Genomic DNA, 22,274 nt, shown 5'->3' with positions numbered 1-22,274 from the left:
GGCGCCCCCTCCGCCGGATACCGTACCGACCAGTAACCACCGGACCGCACTCCAGGAGGCCCCATGCCGCAGCTCGAAGTCGACGGCGCCGCGCTGACGTACGACGACGAGGGCCCCCGCGACGGCGACGGCGTGCCGCTGGTGTTCATCCACGGCTGGACGGCCGACCGGCACCGTTGGGACCACCAGCTGGACCACTTCTCCCAGAAGCGCCGGGTCGTACGACTGGACCTGCGCGGACACGGGGAGAGCGGGGGGTCGGGGCGCCGGACCGTGGCGGAACTGGCCGGTGACGTACTCGCCGTACTCGACCACCTGGAACTCGACCGGTTCGTACTCGTTGGCCACTCGATGGGCGGGATGATCGCGCAGACCCTGACGCTGGACCATCCCGAGCGGGTCGAGCGGCTGGTGCTGGTGAACTCGATCAGCAGGATGACGTACAGCCGGGGGAGGGGCCTGCTGATGGCGGTCTCGACCCTGGTGCCGTTCAAGCTGTTCGTGGCCGCCAACATCCAACGGGCCTTCGCCCCCGGCTACCCGCGCGAGAAGATCCGCGAGTACGTCCGGGCCTCGGCGGGCACGCCTCAGGAGGTGGTCATGACGTGTTACGGCGCCATGCGGTCCTTCGACGTCCTCGACCGGATCGGTGAGATCCACACCCCCACCCTCCTGGTCCACGGCTACCACGACATCCAACTGCCCGTCTCGCAGATGCTCCGGATGGCGAAGGCCTACCCGGACGCCGTGGTGCGGATCGTGGACGCCGGCCACGAACTGCCCGTGGAGAAGCCGGCGGAACTCACCGCCGTGCTCGACCGGTTCGTGACCGAACGGCCTTGACGTCCTTCCCGTCCTGGGGGCCGATTTCCCGGCCCGGCGTGCTCAGGACCCTCCGCGCTCGCGGGGGATCTTCTGGCCGGCCTCGACGGCCACGGGCAGCCGGTTCTCCGCCGGCGGCAGGGGGCAGGTCGCCAGGTCCGTGTACGCGCACGGCAGGTTCGCCGCGCGGTTGAAGTCCAGGACGACGGTTCCGTCGGCGGCCGGCGCGTTCACGCTGAGGGAGCGGTTCGCGGCGTAGGTCGTGACTCCTGAGGTCGCGTCGGTGAAGAGCACCGTCAGCCCGTCCGGGGTGTGTCCGGGGAACGCGGTCAGGGACAGGGACCGGCCGTCCAGCTCGAACTCGACGCGGCCCGGAGCGACGTACACGTGCTCCAGGCCCTCGACCGCGGCGCCCACGGTGGTGGGCCGGGGCTCGTCGAAGGCGACGTAGCGGCCGGTCACGGCCCAGCGCGGGTCCGGTGCGTAGGCGGGCGTTCCGGTGAAGGCGGTGCGCAGCGGCGCGTCAGGGTGCCGGGGACGCACGATGTCGTTCCCGCCGCGCCTGGCCACCTCGATCACGGCGTCTCCCCAGACCGCGTTGACGCCGCCGCGTTCGGGCAGTACTCCGAAGCGGTGCTCGCCGTGCACCGGCGTTCCCTCCACGACCAGTTCCTCGCCGTCGTCGAGGGCCACGGTGACCCCGTCGGCGTCGGTCCACCACGAGCCGGGGGCGTCCGGGAAGCGCTGCGGGCGGTCGTCGAGCCAGTGCAGGCCGGTGATCGCGAGGAATCCGTGCGGATCGGCGAGCCGTTCCTCCTGGGCGCGGTACCAGCCCAGCCAGTCCTCGGTGAAGGCCTGGAGGTCCGTCGTCGTGAGCTCAGTGGTCATGAGTGCTCCTTCGTTCCGCGAGGTTCGTCCCGCGAGGTCCGGCCTCGCGGCGGTGTGTGGATCTTCTGGGGTGTGTGTCCATGTGTCCGGTGGTCGCTCATCCGGCCAGTTCGCCGAGCAGCGCCCAGGTGCGCCGCCGGTCCGCTTCCCCGGCGATGTCCGTGGAGGTGAAGACCACCTCCGTGGCTCCGGCGTCCCGGTAGCGTCGTACCTCGGCCGCGACCGTCCTCTCGTCGCCGATCACGGCCACGTCGGACGCCCGCCGACCGCCGGAGAGCTCGACGACCCGCGCGTAGGACGGGATCTGCTCGTAGAAGGCCAGTTGCTCGGTGGCCTTCGCGCGCACGGCCTCGACGTCGTCCGTGACCACGCCGGGCACCAGGGCGACGATCCGGGGCGAGGGACGGCCGGCGGCGGCTGCCGCGGCGGTGAGAGCGGGCACGATGTGCTCTTCCAGAGCGCGCGGGCCCGCCAGATAGGGCAGGATCCCGTCCGCCAGTTCACCGCTGGCCCGCAGGGCCTGCGGGCCCATCGCGGCGACGAGCAGGGGCACTCCGCTCTCGGCGCCGGGTACGCGCGCGGAGATCGGCGGGGCGGCGGTCAGCAGCTCACCGTGGAAGTCGGCCGTGCCCGTCCGGGTCAACTGCCCCAGGGCGGTGAGGAATTCACGCAGGCGGGCGATGGGCCGCTCGAAGGGAAGGCCGAAGCCGCTCTCGGTCAGGAGCTTGGTGCCCAGGGCGAGCCCGAGGTGGTAGCGGCCGTGCGTGGCCGCCTGGGCGGTCTGGGCCTGGCTGGAGACGAGCAGGGGATGCCGGCCGAAGACGGGGATGGCGGAGGTGCCCACGTGGAGTCGGGGCTCTTCCCGCCCGACGATCGCCGCGAGCTGCGGTGAGTCCGCGCCGAAGGTCTGTCCGAACCAGGCCGAGCGCAGGCCGGCCGCCGCGGCTTCGTGAGCCAGACTCACGGAGGCGTCGACCTGGTTCTCCACGTCGGATGCGTTGAGTGCTACTCCTACGGTCATGCCAGTCAGAACCGCCCGCGTCCGATCCCGCATTCCGGTTCATGTGTGACAGCTTCTTGTCAGTCATGTGTACGGGTTGGACTTGCTGTCGGCCCGAGGTCCCCAGGAGGTGACGAACTCGCCCCGTGCGACATCGGACGTGATGTCGTCCGGCACGAGCTGCTGTCCGCCGGGTGTGCCCGGTGCGGAGAAGGACGTGGAGACGTGCTCGATACGGGCGGCATGGGTCACCGTCGTCGCGTCCTCGGCAGCCGTGGCCGTCGTGGTGGCCATGGTCGTCACCTCCTGGGAGGTCATCGGGTCCGTTGTCGTTACTCGGCGCCGAGACCGGCGTCGTCGACCTTGCCCTTGCCCTCGGCCTCGAGGACCTTGTCGAGCGGTGCGAGGTCGTAGATGCCCTTCAGATCGGGCTTGTCCAGCAGGCCGGCCTTGACCGCGTGCTCCGCCTCGGTGCTGAGAGTGGAGGCCAGCGGGTCGTCGAGGAAGGCGATGGACTTCCACGCGGGGTCGATGACTTCGGCGGGCAGCGCCTTGCCCGACAGCTTCTCCAGCGCCGCGTTGGCGGCCGCCTTGGCCTTGTCCGGGTTGGTGTTGATCCACGCGTTGGTCTTCACGGAGCCGCGCAGCACGGCCTCGACGACGTCGGGGTGCTCCTTGAGGAACTTCTGCGACACGATGATGTTCGTGATCACGAATTTCTTGTCGGGCCACAGGTCCGACTCGTCGAGCAGTACCTTGCCGCCCTCGGCGACCAGCTTGGAGGCCGTCGGCTCCGGCACCCAGGCGCCGTCGATGGAGCCGGACTTGTAGGCGTCCGGGGTGATCTTGTTGTCGGTGCGGACGACCGACACATCACCCTTGCCGCTCTGGGCGTCGACCTTCCAGCCCTGCTCAGCCGCCCAGTTGAGGAACGCGACGTCCTGCGTGTTGCCGAACTGCGGCGTCGCGATCTTCTTGCCCTTGACGTCCTTCAGGGACTTGATCTTCTTCGGGTTGACGACGAGCTTCACGCCGCCGGAGGCCGAACCGCTGATGATCCGCAGGCTCTTGCCCTTGGACTTGGTGTAGCCGTTGATGGACGGGGAGGGGCCGATCCAGCCGATGTCGATGGAGCCGGCGTTCAGCGCCTCGATCTCGGAGGGGCCGGCGTTGAAGGTCGAGGCCTTGATCGTGGTGCCGCCGAGTTCCTTCTGGAACAGGCCTTCCTGGACGCCCACCAGAGCCGTGGCGTGCGTGAGGTTGGGGAAGTAGCCGATCTTCACCTCGTCGGCGGAGAGCTTCTTGGCGCCCGCCGCGACCGCGGGCCGCTTGTCGTCGTCGGTGGAGTCGGAACCGTAACCGCAGGCGGTGAGCAGGAGGGGGACCGCGGTTATGACGGCGATGGTGCGCAGGGCGGAGAGCGGTCTTGCGGCAGACACTGAGGTGTCCTCTCGGAAGATGGGTCGAGGAAGATGTGAAACCGCGCGGCGACAACGCGTCGGCGCGCACCGGCACGCCATTTCCGTGCCTTCGGCGACACGCGTGCCGTCGAAGGCAGGGAAAGGGAACGCTGAGGTCGCGGCCGGGGGACGGGCGTCCGATCCGCCGGACAAGGACGTGGCGGGCGGGGAAGCGGTCGCGGCTCGGAAAGGTGCAGGTTCCGCGGCGTCAGACAGGCCGACAGATGGCACTGGACGTACGGCCGAGGTCGATGTGGCGACGCGAGGTCAGAAGCGGCAGTGTCCGCCCTGTGCAGTCGAGCATTCCCATGGCCACCCCCCACGATCCCCGGTATTCCTACCTGGCTGGTAGGGATCGTGGCAGAAGGCGGCCCCCATCCCAAGGGGGTGTTCGGATGATGGACGCTGCCGTCTCGCTTTATGGGACGCGATGTGGGACGACCCGGCGCCTCAAGGGTTCGTCCAGGCTCCCGGAGCGTCGGTCAACGCGGATACGTCGGCGGGGAGTCGGGCGGATGCGACGTCGGCGAGTGACACACCCTCAAGGATCTCGCGTACGTTGGAGCGCAGCGCGATCCACAAGGGGAGCAGCGATTCTGCGGGGCCGGTGTACGAGAGCTCCGGGGGACGCACCCCCCGTACCGAGACCAGTGGTCCGTCCACCGCGCGTATCACGTCGGCGATGCTGATGGCCTCGGCGGGCCTGGCCAGTCGGTAACCGCCGTTGCCGCCGCGCCGGCTGAGGACGAGACCGCCCCGGCGCATGTCGTTCAAGATGCTTTCGAGAAACTTGTGCGGGATGTCCTGTGCGTCGGCGATGGCCTCGGCTTTCAGAGGCGCGTCATCCCGTGACGCGGCGAGCTGCAGTGCGGCACGTACCGCATAGTCCGCCCTGGCTGAGATCCGCATGTGCGTAGTATCCCGCACTGTTCCGGTCCGTTCCCCTCTGCCCCGGCCGATGTCCCTCGTGCCGCACCGCGCAGGGTTACTGCGGGTCGGGCACGTACTTGTAGCCCACGCCTCGTACGGTGACGATCCGGTGCCGGTGGGCCCTGCCCAGCTTGCGGCGCAGCCGGGCGATGTGGACGTCCACGGTGCGGCCGTCGCCGATGTGGTCGTAGCCCCAGATGCCGGCTATCAACCGCTCTCGCGAATGCACTCGGTGAGGGTGCCGGACGAGATGGGCCAGCAGCCCGAACTCCATTTGGGTGAGATCGAGTTCGCGCCCGTCGAGTTCCGCGGCGTGCCGTGTCGGATCGATGTGGACGACGCTGACTCCCGTCTCCTGCGCGGGAGGTGGGTCCGTGTAGGAGACCCGCCGGATCTCCGGTCGTGTCACGCCCTCGGCGAAGAGCTGAGCGGGGTCGGTGCCCTCGGGGACGAGGATGAGGTAACCCACGAGGGCTGCGGAACCGTGCGCCTCGGGGCGGCCCTGAACGGTGTCGCCCACAAGGCGGAGGCGGCGTGCGTCGGAGAGTGGTGAAGCCTGTGGGGTGGCCTGGGCCGGAGGTGCCGTGGTCATGACGGTCGTCCTTCAGAAGTGTGTCGGGCGTCCGGGCGCAGTGACGTGGGTTCAGCTGATCGCCTGGTGGCGGAAGAGAGAGTGGAGCGGCACGTGCGACGTGTGAGCTGCCTGCCCTGCGCGTGACAGCAGACCGCTGCGCACTCTACGGGCGTCAGCAGGCGGCGCTGACGATGTGACCGAAGTCGACATGCCGACGGCCGGCGAGTCGTTGCTGCGCAGCGGGCATGCGCACCATCCTGCGCACTCGTCGGGCGGGCTGCAATGTTTTCCTAGTAAAACAATAGGAAATAGGGGAGGGCGGTTCCCTGGCGGCTGCCCCGCCCTGCTGTGTCGTGCGGGGGGTCGCAGGGCGCGTTCGGCGGGGACGCAGGTAACGGCGGTGGGGCGGTATGGGCTGTTCCGGTGGCGCCCTCCATTGCGGCTCCGTGAACTGTTCCCGGCGGCCCGGACCGCCGGCGGACGACCGCACCGCCCAACTGGCCGCACAGGGCATTCGCTGCCGCGTATGACTGTGAACGTTCGCGTCGTCGAAGAACGGTGGACCGCCTTGCCGTCGGTCGACGGCAAGGCGGGCGCCTGGTTGTCGATTCGGAAGCCATCGGCCCCCGTCCCCATCGATACCGATGGCGAAAACCGGAACAGCGTCACCCTGTTTGCGCCACGTAACACTTCGGCCTGCGTGGCCGACCGGGAACTCGACGGCGAGGACCTGTTCAAAGGGGGCAAGATGTTCCATTTCCGGATCTCACGTCGCCCATCTCGATCGTGTACCTTCCGATTGCCCGCAGGAAATGCTCTGGCTTTTCCTGCGAGCGCCCTCGGGGTGCCGTGGAAGACCGTCATGTTCCGCGGCGGTGCTGTTCCGGCCCCGGACTCTTGAAATGCGGCCGCGGAGACCTGGTTGGGGAGGCGTAAAAGGCATGTCCGCACGACTTCTTGAACGGGCGCAGCGCCCCGCTGGGCGATGTACTGAGACGGTCTGAGCGCCGGCCTCACACCATGTGGTTGCGACGCTGATCCAGCAAGCGATCCCGTGGGATGTCCAGTCATTCCGGCTGCTTGTGTTCGAAACCAGATCCATCACCGATCGCGCTTTTCCCATGCCTGATTTCCCAGGGCGTGTTACGCGCGTCGACCTGCCCGGAAACGTCGAATTCTAGGTTCGAAGGACGATGGCGAAACCAACGGGGTCCGAGAAGATTTCCCTGTCAGACATGCTGCGTGCGGCCACGCACGCCCAACCCGACCGGACTGCCGTCTCCTGCGGCACGGAGCGGCTGACGTTTCGGCAACTCCATGAGCGCAGCGAGGACGTGGCGGACCGTCTGCGACGGCTCGGAGCCGCGGCGGACGATCCCGTCGGCATCTTCATGGGGCCGTCCGTCGACCTCATGGCAAGCGTCTGGGGTGTCCTGCACGCGGGCGCCGCATACCTCCCGCTGTCGCCCGAGTACCCGGACGAGCGCGTGCGTTACATGGTGGCCGACTCCCGGACCAGGGTCATCCTGACGGACGAGTCCTTGGCGCCCCGCCTGTCCGCGATGACGCCGCCAGGGACGAAGATCGTCATCCTCGACGGGACACGAGCCCACCGGGCGACCGAGCCGGAGCCCCGGGCCGTCCCGCCAACGGCTCCTCGAGCTGTGGAGGGTGCCGGCCTCGCCTATGTCATCTACACCTCGGGAAGCACGGGCAAGCCGAAGGGCATCGGCATCGAACACCACAGCATCGTCGATCAGATGCGCTGGCTCGCCGACGAACGGGGCCTGGACGCAAGCAGAACGGTGCTGCAGAAGACACCGCTGAGTTTCGACGCCGCACAGTGGGAGATCCTCGCGCCGGCCTGCGGCAGCAGCGTGGTGATGAGCGAGCCGGGCGTCTACGCCGACCCCGGCGGGCTCATCGACCTGATCGTGGCGAACGGGGTGACCACTCTGCAGGGGGTGCCGACCCTGCTGCAGGCGCTTGTCGACACCGGACGGCTGTCCGACTGCACCTCGCTCACCCATGTCTTCAGCGGCGGCGAAGCGCTCACCAAGAGCCTGGCGATCGAGCTGCTCGACGCCTTACCCGGCTGCGAACTGGTCAACCTGTACGGCCCGAGCGAGTGCACCATCAACGCTTCGGCCCACGTGGTGGACCGCGGTTCCGTCCAGAACGGTCCGGACCACGTCCCCATCGGCCTGCCGGTGCGCGGCATGAGTTTCCACATCCTCGACACCGCCCGCCGGCCGGTCGCGCGGGGGGAATCGGGTGAACTCCACATCGCGGGACCCCAACTCGCCCGCGGGTATCTGAACAACCCCGAGCTGACCGCCGCCCGGTTCGTCACCAACCCGTTCGCCACAGGTCCCGAATCCGCCCGTCTCTACCGCACCGGTGATCTGGCCCGGTGGAACGACGACGGCACCGCGCAGTTCCTCGGCCGTACCGACACCCAGGTCAAGTTGCGCGGTTTTCGGGTCGAGCTCGACGAGGTCAAGGTCTCCATCGAGAGACACGACTGGGTCAAGCGCGCCGCCGTCCTGGTCCGGGACGACGCGAGAATCGGCACCAACCTCATCGCCTTCATCGAGCTCGATCCCCAGCGGGCCGCGCTGATGGATCAGGGCAACCACGGCGCTCACCACCAGTCCAAGGGCAGCAGGCTTCAACTCAAGGCGCAGCTCTCGAATCCGGGAGTCCGTGAAGAGGGCGGAGCGCAGTACGTCGACCTGCCCGGACGGACGGCCACGGTCCGCCAGCGGCGCACGGTGTTCGCCCGCAAGACGTACCGGTTCTTCGAAGGCGGCGCGACAACCCGGTCCGACATCCTGGGCCTGCTCGCCCGACCGGCCGGCCGACCGGACGCGCCCCGGACGCCGGACACCCTGACGCTTCCCGAACTCGGCTCCCTGCTGCGCTATTTCGGGCAGTTCCCCAGCGGCGAACGGCTGCTGCCCAAATACGGGTACGCCTCGCCGGGCTCGCTCTACGCCACACAGTTGTACCTGGAGCTGTCCGGCGTCGCGGGCCTCGAACCGGGCCATTACTACTACCACCCGGTCAGTCATCAGCTGTTGCTGATCAGCCGTGCTCCAGCCGGTGCTTCGAGGCTGCGCGTCCACGTCATCGGGCGCCGGTCGGCGATCGAACCCGTCTACCGGAACAACATCCAGGAAGTCCTCAGGTTCGAAGCCGGTCACATGGCCGGCCTGTTCGACCATGTGCTGCCCGCGTACGGGCTGCGGATCAGTGCCCGCCCGGAGGCGCCGGAGGTCAAGGACGTCCTGCGCTGCCCGGAAGAGGACTACCACCTGGCGACGTACGAGGTGGAGACGGCGGACACCCCGGCCGCGGACAGTCCGGTCGACCTGTATGTGCAGGCCCATCCCGGCCGGATCGTGGATCTCGACGGCGGTCAGTACCGCTATACCGGCGGCGAGCTGGTGCGTGTGTCCGACGAGCTGATCCGCAAGCAGGACGTCATCGCCATCAACCAGGAGGTCTACGAGCGCGCGGGCTTCGGCGTCAGCCTGATCGGCCACGCGTCCGAACCCTGGCGGCGCTACGTCGACCTCGGCCGGGAACTGCAGCGCCTCCAGACGAACGGCCTCGATCTGGGGCTGATGTCCTCCGGCTACAGCTCGGAGACCGGCAACCCCCTGCCGTCGGCCCGGCGCATAGCGGACATCGTCGGCCTCGGCCCGGACACGGCCTCCTACTTCGCCGTCGGCGGCCGCATCAGTGCCGAGCAGCGGCTGAGCGAAGGCATGAAGGAGGACTCGGTCCACATGCGGGGGCCCGCCGAGATCGTGAAGGACAACCTCGCCGAATCCCTGCCCCCGTACATGCTGCCCAACCGGGTCACCGTCCTGGACGCCTTCCCTCTCACCCCGAACGGCAAGATCGACCACCAGGCGCTGCGCGACCTGGACAAGGCCGCCGTGGAAGACAGCGAAGCGCCGGTCGTCCCCCCGCGCACGCCCACCGAGGAAGCCATCGCCGGGCTGTGGCGGAAGGTGCTGCGAGAGGAACGGGTCTCGATCCGGGACAACTTCTTCGCCGCCGGGGGCCACTCGCTGACCGCGGTCAACCTGGTCGGCCGCATCAACCGGGAACTCGGCAGCGCCCTGCCGCTCCAGGTGCTGTTCGACGCTCCGACCATCGCGGACCTGGCCCGGCGCGTCGACCGTGAGCCCACGAGCGCGCTGTCGAGGCTCGTGCGACTGCACACCGCGGAGGGAGGCCGGCCGGTGTTCTGCTGGCCCGGTCTGGGCGGATACCCGATGAGCCTGCGGCTGCTGGTCGGCCGGCTGGAACAGGACAGGCCGTTTCTCGGTGTCCAGGCCCACGGCATCAACGCGGGCGAGATCGCCTACCCGTCGTTCGACGAGATGGTCGCCAAGGACGTCGAACTCGTCCGGCAGGCCCAACCGGTCGGCCCGTACACGCTGTGGGGTTACTCCTTCGGGGCCCGAGCCGCGTTCGAGGCAGCCCGCCAACTGGAGTGCGCCGGCGAGCAGGTCGACGAGGTGATCCTGATCGCGCCGGGCAAGCCGCCGGTCGGGAAACGCGCCGGGACCCGCCCGTCCGCCGAGGCGGCGGTCGGCTTCACAGACACCACCTTTGTCGCGATTCTCTACTCGGTTTTCTCCGGGAACCTCGAACAGTCGGCCGTCGATGCGTGTCTGGCCGCGACCCACGACGAGGACTCGTTCATCGCCTTCGTCTGCGGCCGGTTCGCCCATCTGGAGCGTGCGCTCGTGCGCAGGATAGTCGGCGTGGTGCGGCAGACCTTTCTGTTCGAGTACGCCCCGCACGAACTGGCCCGGCGCCACATCACCGCGCCGATCACGGTGTTCCGCGCCGACGGCGACCAGGATTCCTTCATCGACACCGGCCACACACTGTCGAGCACGCCCCCCAGGATCAGCCGACTCAAGGCTGATCACTACGAATTGCTGCGCGCGAGCGGAATAGACGAACTCGTCACCGCCATCAAGGCCGCGCAACTCCCCGGAAAGGTCATCGGAGTGCCCCACGTCAGCATCAAGCATTTCCCGAACAACCTCGGAGCCGACCAGATATCGGCCCTCGTCGACGCGATCACCAGTGCGGTCCGAACCGCGTTCTCGGTCGACGAGGGAGCGGTTTCGATCGCCCTCGAACCGGTGACTCAGGACGCCTGGACCGAGCGGGTGTACATACCGGAGATCGTCGAAGGCACCGGAAATCTGGTCAAGGCCCCGAACTACTGAAGCCTGCCACCGAATTCGACTGTGCCGACGGAGAACCAGGACATGAATTCACGGAGGACCGCATGCGCAGGGTGATCATGAGAGCGAGAGAGGACCTCTCCGTGATCGTCGCGCGGGACCCGTCGATCCGCACGCGGGCGGAGGCGCTGCTGCATCCCGCGCTGCCGGCGCTGTGGACCCACCGGCTGGCCTCCGTCCTGTACGCCCGCGGGCACCGTCAGCTCGCCCGGCTCCTGGCCTACCTGGCGCGCGCGGTCACCGGCGGAATCGAGATCCATCCGGGCGCGAGGCTCGGCCGGCGCGTGTTCATCGATCACGGAGCCGCGGTGGTCATCGGGGAGACGGCCGAGGTCGGCGACGACGTCACGATCTTCCATCAGGTCACGCTGGGCGCGGTCGGCTGGTGGCGGGACGGGCGACGCGAGCCCGGCGCCCGCCGGCATCCGGTCGTCGGCGACCGCGTGGTGCTCGGCACCAACGCGATCGTGCTCGGCCCGGTCACCATCGGCGACGACGCGCTGATCGGCGCGGGTTCACTCGTACTGCGCGATGTGCCTTCAGGTGCCCGGGTGATGGCCCCCGCGGCAGAGATCGTGCCACGCCTCTCGGCCGCCGACCGGGAGGAGTCGGACCAGTTGCTGCGCTCGCTGGCCACGTCCGGGTGCTGGTGACGGTCCGCCCGGACCGGTTCACCGTCGCTGTCCGCCGCTCGTCGTGCGCAGTTCCGGTGCGCCGCTTCTCACCCGCCGCCCGTCGTCCCGCTCAAACCCGACCACGCGTCGGGATGCCATCGGAGGCATAGATGATTCACGTCGGTGTCGTGGAGAGCAACCTCTCCGGTTCCGGCTTCGAGGGCCTGCAGATCATCAAGGAACTCGACTGCCGCGTCACCTTCTTCACCCGCGACCTGGACCGGTACCTGGAAGTACCGGGCGGCCCGGCCTACTTCGACAACTACGTCGACGAGATCGTCCACTGTGAGACGAACATCTTCGAGGAACTCCTGCCGCATGTGCACGCGGCCGGGGCCGAGCACCCCTTCGACGCGTTCTTGACCCTGGCCGAGTACGACGTGGTCGTGGCCGCCCAGGTGGCGGTCCACCTCGGACTCCCGACGGTGAGCGTCGACGGGGTGGCGACAGCGCGCAACAAGGCGTCGATGCGCCGGCGCTGCGCCGAACTCGGCGTCGCGATACCGGCGTTCCGCACCGTGCAGACCCCGGCCGAGGCGGAGGCGGCAGCGACGGAGATCGGCCTGCCCTGTGTGGTCAAGCCCGCCGACGAGACCAGCAGCGCCGACGTCCGGCTCGTCGAGACCGCGTCCCAGGCAGCCGAGCACGTCGCGCTGATCCGGTCACGGCGGGAGAACACGCGCGGCCAGGCCCGCCACCACGAGCTGATGGTCGAGGAGTACCTCAGCGGCCCCGAGGTCAGTGTGGAGGTCCTGGCCGACGGCGACCGGTACGAGGTGTTCGGGGTGACCGACAAGTCGGTGATCGGCCAGGGCTACTTCGTCGAGCTCGCCCACAGCTTCCCCTCGAGCCTGCCCGAGCCGTTGGTCCGTGCCTGCGGCGACCTGGCCGTGGAGGCGCTCCGAGCGGTCGGGTTCGACCTGGGCATGGCCCATGTCGAGATCAAAGTGACCGAGTCCGGGCCCAAGCTCATCGAGATCAACCCCAGGCCCGCCGGCGGCAAGATCACCTATCTCGTCGACCGTGCCCTCGGCATCCGCTCACTGGAACTCGTGGCCCGGCAGTACCTCGGACAGCCGCTCCCGGCCCGGGTGCTGCCCGAGCGGCCGGTCGCCGGTGCCGCCATCCGCTACCTCACGGCGGCGCCCGGCCGCGTGGTGTCGGTCAGCGGGCAGGAACGGGCCGCCGCGCTGCCCGGAGTCGAGGAGGTCGTCGTCAAGCCGGAACCGGGCGCCGTGCTGCGGGAGTTGCGCCGCAACGGCGACCGCGCCGGTCATGTCCTCGTGGTGGCCGAAACCGCCCAGCTCGCGGCGCGGACCGCCGAGGCCGCCGTGCAGGAGATCGACATCCGCACGGAGCCGGTCACCCGGCGGCCCGTCGCACACTCCCTGGTCGACCTGATCGGCCGTACACCGCTGCTCCGGCTGCCGGTGGACCGCATCACGGACGGCGTCCCCGGCGATGCCGAGGTGCTGGCGAAACTGGAGCTGTTCAACCCCTGGTCCAGCAGCAAGGACCGGGCCGCACTGTGGATGCTGCGCGGCGCCGAGGAACAGGGGCTGCTCACCCCGGGCAACGGCACCGTGATCGAGGCGACCTCGGGCAACACCGGGATCTCGCTGGCCGCGCTGGCGGCGGCCCGCGGCTACCGCTGTGTCATCGTGCTGCCGGACAACGCCACACCGGAGCGCGTGGCCATGCTGCGGACGCTGGGCGCCGAGGTGGTGCGGACACCACACACCGGTGGTTACCAGGCCGCGGTGGACAAGGCCGCGGAACTCCACCGGCAGACACCCGGGTCGTGGTTCTGCTGCCAGCACGACAATCCGGACAACATCCGCGCGCACTACGAGTCGACCGGTCCGGAGATCTGGTCCGACGCCGACGGACGGGTCGACGTGTTCGTCTGCGGAGTCGGCACCGGCGGCACGATCAGCGGGGTGGGGCGCTACCTGCGCGAGCGGCACCCCGCCGTCCGGATCGTGGCGGTGGAACCGGCCGGGTCGCCCCTGCTGTCCGGCGGCGAACCCGGCACCCACTCCATTCCGGGGTTCAACGGCGGCTTCATCGCGCCGACCACGGACCGACGCCTGATCGACGAGGTGATCGCGGTCTCCGACCAGGACGCGCTGGACACCACCAGGCGGCTCGCGCTCGACGCGGGCCTCATGGTCGGTGTCTCGGCCGGTGCCGTCGTCCACGCGTCCGGTGTGGTGGCCGGCCGTCCGGAGTACCGGGGCAAGCGCATCGTGACGCTGTTGCCCGACACCGGAGAGCGGTACCTGAGCCTGCTCGGCCGCGAGACCGAGCCGGTACCCGCCGGTGCCGCCGCCGGCGGAGGTGCCCGGTGACAGCACCCGCGCACGCCGACGACCGGCCACGCCTGCTGATGGTGATGCCGTACCGCCAGTTCGTGCGGAAGGCACAGGCCGCGGGCTTCTGGGTCGGCGCGATCTGGGACCCACGGCTCGAGTCACCCGAGTACCTCGACGACGTGCGCGAGCTGGCGGACCTGTTCGTGACGGTCGACTTCCAGGACACGGAGCTGCTGCGCCGCACCCTTCGCGAGGTGGCCCGGGAGCACCACGCCACGGTGATCTACCACATCGGCAGAGAGGAAACGATGGTCACCGCCTACGAGGTGGCCGAGGACCTGCACGCCGAGGTCAACCCGGCCGCGGCGATCCGCCACCTCGTCGACAAGCACGCGATGCGGGACCTGCTGGCCCGGCGCGGCCTGTCCCCGGTGTCCTTCGAGGCGGCACCGACCCGGCACGAAGTACCGGAGGCGGTCGAGCGGATCGGCTACCCGGCGGTCGTCAAACCGACAGCGCTCGCCGGCAGCCGGGGCGTGTTCCTCTGGCAGGACGCCGAGGACCGGTCGGCATGGACCGCGCTCGTCGACCAGTACGGCTACGACGGCCCCTTCCTGGTCGAGGAATACCTGCGGGGTCCCGAATACAGCGTCGAGACGCTGAGCAAGGACGGCCGGCACCTGGTCGTCGGCGTCACCGAGAAGGTACTGGGTCCGCCGCCGCTGTTCGTGGAGGTGGGACACGTCCATCCGGCGCCCCTGCCCGAGGACCGTCGGCGGACCATCGAGGATCTCACCACAGAGTTCCTCACGGCGTGCGGGTACCGGTTCGGCCCCGCGCACACCGAGGTGATCTGGACCCCGCACGGCCCGCGCATCGTCGAGTCACAGGCCCGGCTCGGCGGTGACCGGATACCGCGGCTCGTCGAGCTGGCCACCGGACTGGACATCGAACAGGCGATCTTCACCGGCCTCGCGGGCACGGCGGCCGAGCCGGTCGCGTCGCAGGCGACGGCGATCGTACGGTTCTTCACCTTCCCGCCCGGCCGCGTCGGTGAGATCCGCGGCCTGGAGGCAGCCGCGGAGCTCGGTCACGTCGACGAGCTGACCGTCCGGCTGCGCCCCGGCGACACCGTGGCGGCGGTCCGCGACTCGAAGAGCAGGCACGGGCACGTCATCGTCTCCGGTCCCACTCCCGAGGAGGCCAGGGCCCGCTGCGCGCAGGTGCTCTCCGCGATCGAAGTCGTCATCGACGAAACGCCCGTACGGGCGGACGGCCGGGCCGGTACGCCCGTACGGCCACCGTCGGTCACAAGTCCCCCCACCCCGCAGAAAGGCAGTGGCCATGCAGTGGTCCCCCACGACAACCAGGAGGTCGCCATGACCGCCGTCCCCACCGACGCGCAGGTGGTGTTCGTCGGCTACAACGCGGCCTACCTGCGCGCGATCGACGGGAAGGTTCCCAGCAGGTCGGTCGTGGTGATCGAGGAACCCGACATCATCCGCAAGCGGGAACTGGGTGACGCCGCGGCCGGTTTCGACTGCCTGGACCGGATCGTGCCGGCGAGCTATCAGCAGTCGACCGAAGCCCTGGACCTGGCCGCCGAGCTGACGGCCCGGCGAACGGTGGCGGCGGTCGTCCCGGGGCTCGAGTACGCGGTGCCGGCGGCGGCCGCGCTGGCCGAGAAGCTCGGGCTGCCGGGCGCGACCGAGGCCGCCGCGCAGGCGTTGCGGGACAAGGTTCGGCTGCGCGAGGTCTCCGGCGCCGGGGGAGTCCGCAATCCGCGCTGGCGCGAGGTGCACGGGCCCGCGGACATCCTCGAGTTCGCGGGCGACGGCCCGGTGGTGGTCAAGCCGGCGAACCGGCAGGCGAGTGTCGGCGTACAGCTCCTGGACGCGGTCGACGCCACCACCGCGGCACAGGCCTGGGAACGGACCTCGTCCGCCGCCGAGTACGAGCAGGTGCCCGACCGGCAACTGGCGTGGCGCTTCCTCGCCGAGGAACGACTGCAGGGTCCCGAGTACAGCGTCGAGGCGCTGGTCCAGCGAGGCGAGATCGTCTTCCAGAACATCACGGCCAAGACCGTGATTCCGGGTCCGTACCCGGTCGAACTCGGCCATCTGCTGCCCGCGCCGCTCGACCAGGACACGGAGACCGCGTTCGACACGGCCATGCGGGCGCTGGTCACAGCGATCGGGTTCGGGACCGGCATCCTGCACGCCGAGTGGATCCTGACCGACTCGGGACCGACGCTGGTCGAATGTGCCGGCAGGTGCCCGGGTGACTACCTCATCGACCTGATCGACCTGGCCTACGACACACGGATCAGGCTGACCCTCATCGACCTGCTGGCAGGCCGTCCGGTCACGCTGCCCCGATCGTCGCAGCGGACCTCGGCGATCCGGTTCCTGGCCGCCGGTCCCGGCACCGTGACCGAGGTCGTGGGCGTGGACACGGCCCGGGCGCTGCCCGGCGTCCAGGTCGTGGAGGTGGACGTCGAACCCGGCCAGGAAGTCCGGCCGTGGGCGTCCTCCTGGGACCGAGCCGGGCACGTCATCGCGACCGGGCCGGACGCGAACACCACGCGGCATCGCGTCCTGGACGCGGAGACCGCCATCCGTATCGCAACCGATTGAGGAAACACATGTCTGTTCTGTGGCAGCGCGTCCGCGCATGGCGCGGATCCATGCCCGGAGGCTCGGTCGGCATCCGGCTGGCCGTGATGGCGATGATCGACGCGGTGGGTACCGGGGCCTTCCTGGCCGTGTCCGTGCCGTTCATCACCAGGTCGGTCGGGCTGTCGGAGGGCAGCCTCGGTCTCGGCCTGACGCTGTCCGCCGCCATCGCCCTGGGCACGGCGATACCGATCGGCATCCTGGCCGACCGGATCGGCCCGAAGAAGGTACTGGTCGGGGTGAGCCTGTGGCGCTGCGCCTGCTTCGTGGTCTACCCGTTCGTCCAGAACCTGTGGCAGTTCCTGACCGTGGTGTGTCTGCTCGGCCTGGTCGACAAGGCGGCGGCACCGATGGAACAGGCTTTGGTCGGGCAGGCGACGGCGACCGACGACCGGGTCAGGGTGGTCGCCATCCTGCGGTCGCTGCGCAACGTCGGCTTCACGGTCGGCGCCCTGCTGGGCGGTATCGGGCTCCTGATCGACAGCCGGGCGGGGTACTCCGCGATCCTGCTGGTGAACGCCGCCTCCTTCGCCGTACTCGCGACACTGGCCGCTCGGCTGCCGGTGCTCAGCGCCCCGGCGAAGAGTCTGCGCCGTCGCTTCTCGGTCAGCGTGCTGCGCGACGGATCGTTCCTGTCGTTCACCGGGATCAACGCGGTGCTCACCATGCACATGACCTTGCTCAGCATCGGGATCCCGCTGTGGATCGTCGGGCACACCGCTGTCTCCTCCGCGCTGATCTCGCCCCTGGTCGCGGTCAACACCGTGCTCGCGGTCGCTCTGCAGGTCCGAGCCAGCCGGGACACCGACACCATCGCCGGAGCGGCGCGGGCGCTGGTGCGGGCCGGGATCTGCCTCGCGGTCTGCTGCCTGCTGCTCGTCGCGGCGCCGAAGCTGCCGGTCGTCCTGGCCGTCGGGGTGCTGCTGCTGGCCATGGTCGCGCTGACCGGCGGCGAGTTGTTCCAGTCCGCCGGTGGCTGGGGCGGGTCCTATCTGCTCGCGGTGCCCGGGGAGGAAGGCGTCTACCTCTCGGTCTTCTGGCTGGGCGTGGCGGTCCAGCAGATCGCGGCCCCGGTCCTGGTCAGTGTGGTCGTGACGAGCGGTGCCACGGGCTGGGCAGTCCTGGCCGCGCTGTTCGCCGTCTGCGGCCTGGCGGCGCCGCTCATCGGCCGGTGGGCGCAGGCACAGGCGGACAGCAGGACGCCGGCGGACCCGAGTCTGGCCGAGGCCACGTAACCACCCCCGCACGCCGAACCCGTAGTCGATTCAGCACAGTTGATCAGCATCCAAGGAGAGAAATGTCCGTTCCGCTGTATGTTCCCTCGGGCGAAGGCGAGTTCGTCAACATCCGGGACACGAAGAGGACCTACCTCAAGCTCACCACGGCCGACTCCGACGGGGAGTTCGGCTTCTTCGAGCACCACATGGCTCCGGAGGCGAGCGGTGCCAGCCCGCACATCCACAAGCAGTCCACCGAGATGTTCTACGTGGTGAAGGGCGAGATCGAGTTCACCATCGGCGACCGCAAGGTGGTGGGTGAGCCCGGGGCGTTCGCCTACATACCCAAGGGCGAGCCGCACGGGTTCACGAACAGGGGCAACGAGGACGCCACGCTGCTCATCATGTTCTACCCGATCTACAACCGTGAGGACTACTTCCGCGGCCTGGGGCGCCTCACGGCCAACGGGCGCAACCCCAGCCTGGAGGAACTGCAGGAGCACATGGCGAAGTACGACCAGTTCATGGTCTGATCCGCGGACACGTGGGAACGACCGGGGCCTGGCAGCGGATTCCGCTGCCAGGCCCCGGCGTTCGTGCGGCGGTCAGCCGGTCGTGCTGTTCCCGGTACGGAAGCGCCACTGCAAGTCTCGTACCTGCTCGGCGAGTTCCGGAACCGGGCCCGCCACGTCCAGACCGGGGACGACGTCCTGGATGGACAGTGGACTCAAGGGCGAGGTGATGGGCACGCCCCACTCCGCCTTCCAGTCCCGAGCCTGCTGGGACGAGCTCGCGTACACGATCCGTCCCAGCCCGACCCATCCGTGCGCGGCCGCGCACATCGGGCAGTGCTCACCCGAGGTGTACACGGTCGCCGTGGCTCGTGCCTCGGGGCTCAGGTGGGCCGCGGCCCAGCGGGCGAGTTCGAACTCCGGGTGCGCGGTCGGGTCGCCGGTGGTGGACTCACGGTTGCGTTCCTCGGCCAGGATCTTGCCGTCCGCGTCGACGAGCACGGATCCGAACGGCCAGTCACCGGCCTCCACCGCCTCGGCCGCCAGCTCGACGCAGCGGCGCAGGTAGGGCAGTTCGGCTTCGCCGACGGTGCCGGCGCGGGGGGTACCGCTCTCGGGAAGGTCGTGGTCGTTGGGGGCCACTGTTGCTCCGTTTCTGGAAGGTGTCGGCTATGGCCGGTGGGCGGCCACGGTGGCCAGTGCCTGCCATGCCACCTCGGGCCGCAAGGTCTCGTTCGGATCGCCGTGGTAGGGATCGAGCAGTACGGTCTCGGCACCGGCGCGACGCAATTCCTCGAGGTCCTCGAGAATCTGCTCGATGGTGCCTTCGCCCGCCCGGCGATCCGGGTGGTCGATCGGTTTCTCCGTGATCCGGAGGAATGTGCGTGGAACCAACTCGGGGACCGGCTTGCCGAGATCGGATGAAATACTGTTGAGTCGGTTCAGGGCCTCCCTGAACCAGGGCATCGTGAACCGCAGCGGATGCCACGGAGACGCGAAACGCACGGCCCGGCGCATTGCGGCGTCGCTGTTTCCGCCGACCCAGATCGGAACCTGTCCGCAGCCATAATCGGCTTCGTTCTCCCATGCCGTCCGTATGGTCCGCAAGAGTTCGTCGGTGAGAGCGCCGCGTCGCTCGAAGGGGACGCCCAGTGCCTCGAACTCCTCCCGGGCCCACCCGACCCCGACGCCGAGGATCAGCCGGCCGCCGCTGAGTTGGTGCAGGTTGGCCGCCATGCGGGCGACCAGCAAGGGGTGTCGGTAGGGGGCGATGAGCACGGTCGTACCCAGTTTGACCCTGGTAGTAATTCCAGCCAGCCAGGCGAGAGTTGTGACAGGTTCATAAAATGGGGCGGGATATTGTTTGGCGACGTCCGAGGTGATCGCCACATGGTCGGAGAGCATCAACAGGTCGAACCCGAGACCTTCCACGGTTTTGGCCCAGCGGGCCAGGACATCCGGGTTCGTGCCGGGCCCGAAGTTGGGAACATTCACGCCTATCCGCATGCCCCCAACACTAGCAACTGTGCGCCGTGGTCGGGTGGTTGACACCAAGCCCTTCGAGGATCCGAATGTACGGCGAGCGGCGGGGTGTCAGGCTTCGCGCGCCGGGTCGCCATTCTTCGAATGCGGCGGGCGTGCCGTGAGGAAGTCCACGAGAAGAAATACGGCCAGGACGGCCGCCGTCGCCGGAAAGAGGAGGGACGGGCCGCCCACGGAGAGCAGAGGGCCGCCCGCGAGCGAGCCGACTCCCGTACCGCCGTCGAAGGCGACGTTCCAGGCGACCCCGGCGACGCCGAGACCGGCGGGGCTGTCGTCGGCCGCCTCCATGACGAGCACCAGGGTGGCGCTCTGGACGGCTCCGAAGCCCGCTCCGAACAGGGCGGTACCGATCAGCAGCAGTGCCGTCTCGTGAGAGGCCGTACCCGCGGCAGTGCCGAGAGTGGTGACCACGACGGCGGGTACGAGCACCCGGCGGCCACCGTGGCGGTCGATGAGCCACCCGGCGCCGAGCCGTGCGAGCACGGTGGAGGCCTGCGCGGCAAGGAGCGCCTCGGGCGCGGCCGAGGCGGTGAGCGGCAGAAACGTGAAGACGACGCCGTAGGCGGTGGTGGAGGCGACCTCCACGAACAAGGGGCCGGTCATGGGCCGCAGCGATCGCCAAGTCCCGCGCAGGGTCCACGAGCGGCCGGACCTCGGTCCTGCCCGGTGAGCCGCCTCCGTTCCACGGCGAAGGCCGAACGAGCCGGCCACGACCAGGGCGGCCGTGCCCGCCGCCAGGGCGAAGGCGAGCCTGTACGCCTCCTGCCGGGCCAGGGCGATGCCCAGGGGAGCCCCCAGGACTCCGGCGACTCCGACCACCGCGCCGTACCAGCCGATGGCTCGCCCACGTCTGCCGGGCGGGAACAGTTCGGCGGTGAAGGTGACGCCGGCGACGACGAAGACGCCGAAACCCAGCCCGCGTACCGCCACGAGGCCGGCCAGCGTGGACATCGTCGTGGCGGCGGGCAGCAACAGGCAGGGCAGGGCGAGCAGTACACCGCTGAGGGCGAGGGAGTACCGGCGTCCGAGCCGGGCGAAGAGCCGCGGCGTGAACGGCTGGACGACCAGGGTGGCCGCCATCAGGGTGGCGGTGAGTACTCCGGCCCCCGACGGTCCGGCGCCGGACCGGACGGCGTACGCGGGCATCGCGGAGAGCGTCACGTTGAAGCTGGCGAAGCCGCCGAACGCGGCGGTCAGGATACCGGCCACCGCTGCCCGCCTCCGCCCGGCAGCCGGCGCCCCGGAACGGCCGGTCGACGAGGCCGGGGCCGTGGACGGATCCGCGGGCGTGATCACCGCGATCCGGTCATGGGCGTCAACCGGGTGTGCGTCCGGGCCGGGTACGGGGCGCGGAAGGCGTGCGTAGTCTTCTCGGACACATCGACGAAGGTACCCGTCCGCCAGATGCGGAGTCCGCCAAGACGGCGTGCGGATGCAAGTGCCCGCCTTGCCCACCGCGGAGTCCCGCCAAGACGGCGTGCGGACGAAGGTACCCGCCTCGCCCACCGCTGAGTCCGCCAGGACGGCCGTGCCATCGAGTCGGCCGGCATGCCGGGCGACGACCGAGTCATCCAGCCCCTCGGACCGTGGACCACGGCAGGCCTCGGGCACCCGTCAGTTCGGCGTCGCGTCCTGACAGCTCTCCGAAACCTCCATCACCTCGAAGACCACCGGGAAATCGGTGATCTGCTGGTTCGGGCCCGGCTGGGAGCCGCAGATCTTCCACTCGGCCGGATCGTCCACGGAACGGCCCCGTCCGCTCGCGTCCTTGAACGTCATGTCGAGTTCGGAGCCCATCTGCTCGAACGCGCGCCCTGCATTGCCGCCGATGACATCGGGCATGGCGGCGCTGACGGGCTGGGGGTTTGCCGTTCCATGCGTCTTGACGGCCGTCGGGCCGGCCGTCGCGCCCGACGACGTGTCCGGCCCGGAGGACGCTCCGCAGGCGGTGGCCGATGCCAGGAGAGCGGCGGCGAGAGTGGGTCTCAGAATCCTTGCGACGGTCATGTCATGTTCCCCCGGCTCGACGGCAGTTCCGACAGTATCCAGTCCGGAGATCGCGTCCGGATCGTAGCCCGGCCATCGGAACGGCCGGGACCGGCTTCGCACGCAGAGCGGAGACAGACGCAGAGCGGAGAAGCACGCCGAGCGGAGAAGCACGCGGGGCGGAGAAGGACCCAGCGAAAATCCGTGGGGCCGTCCGGAGTGCCCGACAAACCTCCCCGACCGGATCGTCCGGTCCCCGATGCGCCCAACTGGGTTCGAACGCGGACGTGATTGTGGTTATGATCACCGCGGCAAGGCTGTAGCGCAGAGGTCGTCGCGCCCAAGCATCGAGCTGGAGGACGTCGGTTCGAATCCGGCCGGCCTTGCCACCCTTGTCGTG

General features: G+C 69.5%; 18 protein-coding genes, 1 tRNA gene and 2 pseudogenes. 10 read left to right on the top strand and 11 right to left on the bottom strand.

Features of this window, described 5'->3' with window-relative positions; all coding sequences use genetic code 11:
- The first annotated feature begins 63 nt into the window (after window positions 1-63).
- Window positions 64-843, top strand: coding sequence for an alpha/beta fold hydrolase (locus tag OG410_RS01710; protein ID WP_329297416.1), 780 nt, complete (start codon window positions 64-66; stop codon window positions 841-843).
- Between the two features lie 42 nt (window positions 844-885).
- On the opposite strand, the gene OG410_RS01705 is transcribed toward OG410_RS01710, so the two are convergent.
- From OG410_RS01705 to OG410_RS01680, 7 genes and pseudogenes are all read right to left on the bottom strand, one after another.
- Window positions 886-1,710, bottom strand: a complete 825-nt coding sequence (locus OG410_RS01705) for a DUF1684 domain-containing protein (RefSeq protein WP_329297415.1) — start codon at window positions 1,708-1,710, stop codon at window positions 886-888.
- 97 nt (window positions 1,711-1,807) lie between these two features.
- Window positions 1,808-2,731: an LLM class F420-dependent oxidoreductase gene (locus tag OG410_RS01700; protein WP_329297414.1), complete on the bottom strand. Its 924-nt coding sequence runs from the start codon at window positions 2,729-2,731 to the stop codon at window positions 1,808-1,810.
- Between the two features lie 78 nt (window positions 2,732-2,809).
- Window positions 2,810-3,028 (bottom strand): annotated as a pseudogene (locus tag OG410_RS01695) (ABC transporter ATP-binding protein); the annotation flags it as partial.
- Window positions 3,029-3,042: 14 nt separating this feature from the next.
- A complete protein-coding gene (locus tag OG410_RS01690; protein WP_329297413.1) occupies window positions 3,043-4,149 on the bottom strand; it encodes an aliphatic sulfonate ABC transporter substrate-binding protein in 1,107 nt (368 codons plus the stop codon).
- Window positions 4,150-4,378: 229 nt separating this feature from the next.
- Window positions 4,379-4,474 carry a putative leader peptide gene (locus tag OG410_RS42485; RefSeq protein ID WP_351863911.1) on the bottom strand — a complete coding sequence of 32 codons (96 nt, stop codon included), beginning with the start codon at window positions 4,472-4,474 and terminating at the stop codon, window positions 4,379-4,381.
- Window positions 4,475-4,620: 146 nt separating this feature from the next.
- Window positions 4,621-5,079, bottom strand: a complete 459-nt coding sequence (locus OG410_RS01685) for an RrF2 family transcriptional regulator (protein ID WP_326790259.1) — start codon at window positions 5,077-5,079, stop codon at window positions 4,621-4,623.
- Between the two features lie 76 nt (window positions 5,080-5,155).
- Window positions 5,156-5,692: a winged helix-turn-helix domain-containing protein gene (locus OG410_RS01680; protein ID WP_329297412.1), complete on the bottom strand. Its 537-nt coding sequence runs from the start codon at window positions 5,690-5,692 to the stop codon at window positions 5,156-5,158.
- A 508-nt stretch (window positions 5,693-6,200) separates the two neighbouring features.
- Between OG410_RS01680 and OG410_RS01675 the strand changes: the two genes are divergently transcribed.
- The 8 genes and pseudogenes from OG410_RS01675 to OG410_RS01640 all read left to right on the top strand — a co-directional run bounded on the left by OG410_RS01675 (window position 6,201) and on the right by OG410_RS01640 (window position 18,367).
- Window positions 6,201-6,575, top strand: a complete 375-nt coding sequence (locus tag OG410_RS01675) for a hypothetical protein (protein WP_329297411.1) — start codon at window positions 6,201-6,203, stop codon at window positions 6,573-6,575.
- Between the two features lie 334 nt (window positions 6,576-6,909).
- Window positions 6,910-10,935, top strand: a complete 4,026-nt coding sequence (locus OG410_RS01670; protein WP_329297410.1) for an amino acid adenylation domain-containing protein — start codon at window positions 6,910-6,912, stop codon at window positions 10,933-10,935.
- Window positions 10,936-10,997: 62 nt separating this feature from the next.
- Window positions 10,998-11,606 carry a serine O-acetyltransferase EpsC gene (epsC, locus tag OG410_RS01665; protein ID WP_329297409.1) on the top strand — a complete coding sequence of 203 codons (609 nt, stop codon included), beginning with the start codon at window positions 10,998-11,000 and terminating at the stop codon, window positions 11,604-11,606.
- Between the two features lie 131 nt (window positions 11,607-11,737).
- Window positions 11,738-12,691 (top strand): annotated as a pseudogene (locus tag OG410_RS01660) (ATP-grasp domain-containing protein); the annotation flags it as partial.
- The gene (locus OG410_RS01655) at window positions 12,680-13,978 is read left to right on the top strand and encodes a cysteine synthase (RefSeq protein WP_329303994.1); all 1,299 of its coding nucleotides are present in this window, start codon (window positions 12,680-12,682) and stop codon (window positions 13,976-13,978) included. The pseudogene OG410_RS01660 and the gene OG410_RS01655, both read left to right, overlap by 12 nt.
- Window positions 13,975-16,578: an ATP-grasp domain-containing protein gene (locus OG410_RS01650; RefSeq protein ID WP_329297408.1), complete on the top strand. Its 2,604-nt coding sequence runs from the start codon at window positions 13,975-13,977 to the stop codon at window positions 16,576-16,578. The genes OG410_RS01655 and OG410_RS01650 overlap by 4 nt, the downstream gene beginning before the upstream one ends.
- Before the next feature lie 8 nt (window positions 16,579-16,586).
- Window positions 16,587-17,852 carry an MFS transporter gene (locus OG410_RS01645; RefSeq protein ID WP_329297407.1) on the top strand — a complete coding sequence of 422 codons (1,266 nt, stop codon included), beginning with the start codon at window positions 16,587-16,589 and terminating at the stop codon, window positions 17,850-17,852.
- Between the two features lie 62 nt (window positions 17,853-17,914).
- Window positions 17,915-18,367, top strand: a complete 453-nt coding sequence (locus OG410_RS01640) for a cupin domain-containing protein (RefSeq protein ID WP_329297406.1) — start codon at window positions 17,915-17,917, stop codon at window positions 18,365-18,367.
- A 72-nt stretch (window positions 18,368-18,439) separates the two neighbouring features.
- Here the strand turns inward: OG410_RS01640 and OG410_RS01635 are convergent, their stop codons facing one another.
- The 4 genes from OG410_RS01635 to OG410_RS01620 form a co-directional block, all read right to left on the bottom strand.
- Window positions 18,440-18,988: a nucleoside deaminase gene (locus OG410_RS01635; protein ID WP_329297405.1), complete on the bottom strand. Its 549-nt coding sequence runs from the start codon at window positions 18,986-18,988 to the stop codon at window positions 18,440-18,442.
- A 27-nt stretch (window positions 18,989-19,015) separates the two neighbouring features.
- Window positions 19,016-19,852 (bottom strand): LLM class flavin-dependent oxidoreductase, encoded by an 837-nt coding sequence (locus OG410_RS01630; protein ID WP_329297404.1) that lies wholly within the window; start codon window positions 19,850-19,852, stop codon window positions 19,016-19,018.
- An 87-nt stretch (window positions 19,853-19,939) separates the two neighbouring features.
- A complete protein-coding gene (locus OG410_RS01625) occupies window positions 19,940-21,097 on the bottom strand; it encodes an MFS transporter (protein ID WP_329297403.1) in 1,158 nt (385 codons plus the stop codon).
- 405 nt (window positions 21,098-21,502) lie between these two features.
- Window positions 21,503-21,895: a hypothetical protein gene (locus tag OG410_RS01620; protein WP_329297402.1), complete on the bottom strand. Its 393-nt coding sequence runs from the start codon at window positions 21,893-21,895 to the stop codon at window positions 21,503-21,505.
- Between the two features lie 292 nt (window positions 21,896-22,187).
- Between OG410_RS01620 and OG410_RS01615 the strand changes: the two genes are divergently transcribed.
- A tRNA-Arg gene (locus OG410_RS01615) sits at window positions 22,188-22,263 on the top strand.
- Window positions 22,264-22,274 lie beyond the last annotated feature (11 nt).

It is taken from the genome of Streptomyces sp. NBC_00659, from assembly GCF_036226925.1.
In the GTDB taxonomy this organism is placed as follows: Bacteria; Actinomycetota; Actinomycetes; order Streptomycetales; family Streptomycetaceae; genus Streptomyces.
The sequence above is the reverse complement of the archived record's forward strand: the minus strand, read 5'-3'. Positions and strand labels throughout refer to the sequence as shown.

Bases quoted from the DNA above. Each gene is read 5' to 3' on its own strand.
- OG410_RS01710 (WP_329297416.1), top strand. From the start codon at position 64: ATGCCGCAGCTCGAAGTCGACGGCGCCGCGCTGACGTACGACGACGAG.
- OG410_RS01705 (WP_329297415.1), bottom strand. From the start codon at position 1,710: ATGACCACTGAGCTCACGACGACGGACCTCCAGGCCTTCACCGAGGAC.
- OG410_RS01700 (WP_329297414.1), bottom strand. From the start codon at position 2,731: ATGACCGTAGGAGTAGCACTCAACGCATCCGACGTGGAGAACCAGGTC.
- OG410_RS42485 (WP_351863911.1), bottom strand. From the start codon at position 4,474: ATGCTCGACTGCACAGGGCGGACACTGCCGCTTCTGACCTCGCGTCGC.
- OG410_RS01685 (WP_326790259.1), bottom strand. From the start codon at position 5,079: ATGCGGATCTCAGCCAGGGCGGACTATGCGGTACGTGCCGCACTGCAG.
- OG410_RS01680 (WP_329297412.1), bottom strand. From the start codon at position 5,692: ATGACCACGGCACCTCCGGCCCAGGCCACCCCACAGGCTTCACCACTC.
- OG410_RS01675 (WP_329297411.1), top strand. From the start codon at position 6,201: ATGACTGTGAACGTTCGCGTCGTCGAAGAACGGTGGACCGCCTTGCCG.
- OG410_RS01670 (WP_329297410.1), top strand. From the start codon at position 6,910: ATGCTGCGTGCGGCCACGCACGCCCAACCCGACCGGACTGCCGTCTCC.
- epsC (WP_329297409.1), top strand. From the start codon at position 10,998: ATGCGCAGGGTGATCATGAGAGCGAGAGAGGACCTCTCCGTGATCGTC.
- OG410_RS01645 (WP_329297407.1), top strand. From the start codon at position 16,587: ATGTCTGTTCTGTGGCAGCGCGTCCGCGCATGGCGCGGATCCATGCCC.
- OG410_RS01640 (WP_329297406.1), top strand. From the start codon at position 17,915: ATGTCCGTTCCGCTGTATGTTCCCTCGGGCGAAGGCGAGTTCGTCAAC.
- OG410_RS01630 (WP_329297404.1), bottom strand. From the start codon at position 19,852: ATGCGGATAGGCGTGAATGTTCCCAACTTCGGGCCCGGCACGAACCCG.
- OG410_RS01620 (WP_329297402.1), bottom strand. From the start codon at position 21,895: ATGACCGTCGCAAGGATTCTGAGACCCACTCTCGCCGCCGCTCTCCTG.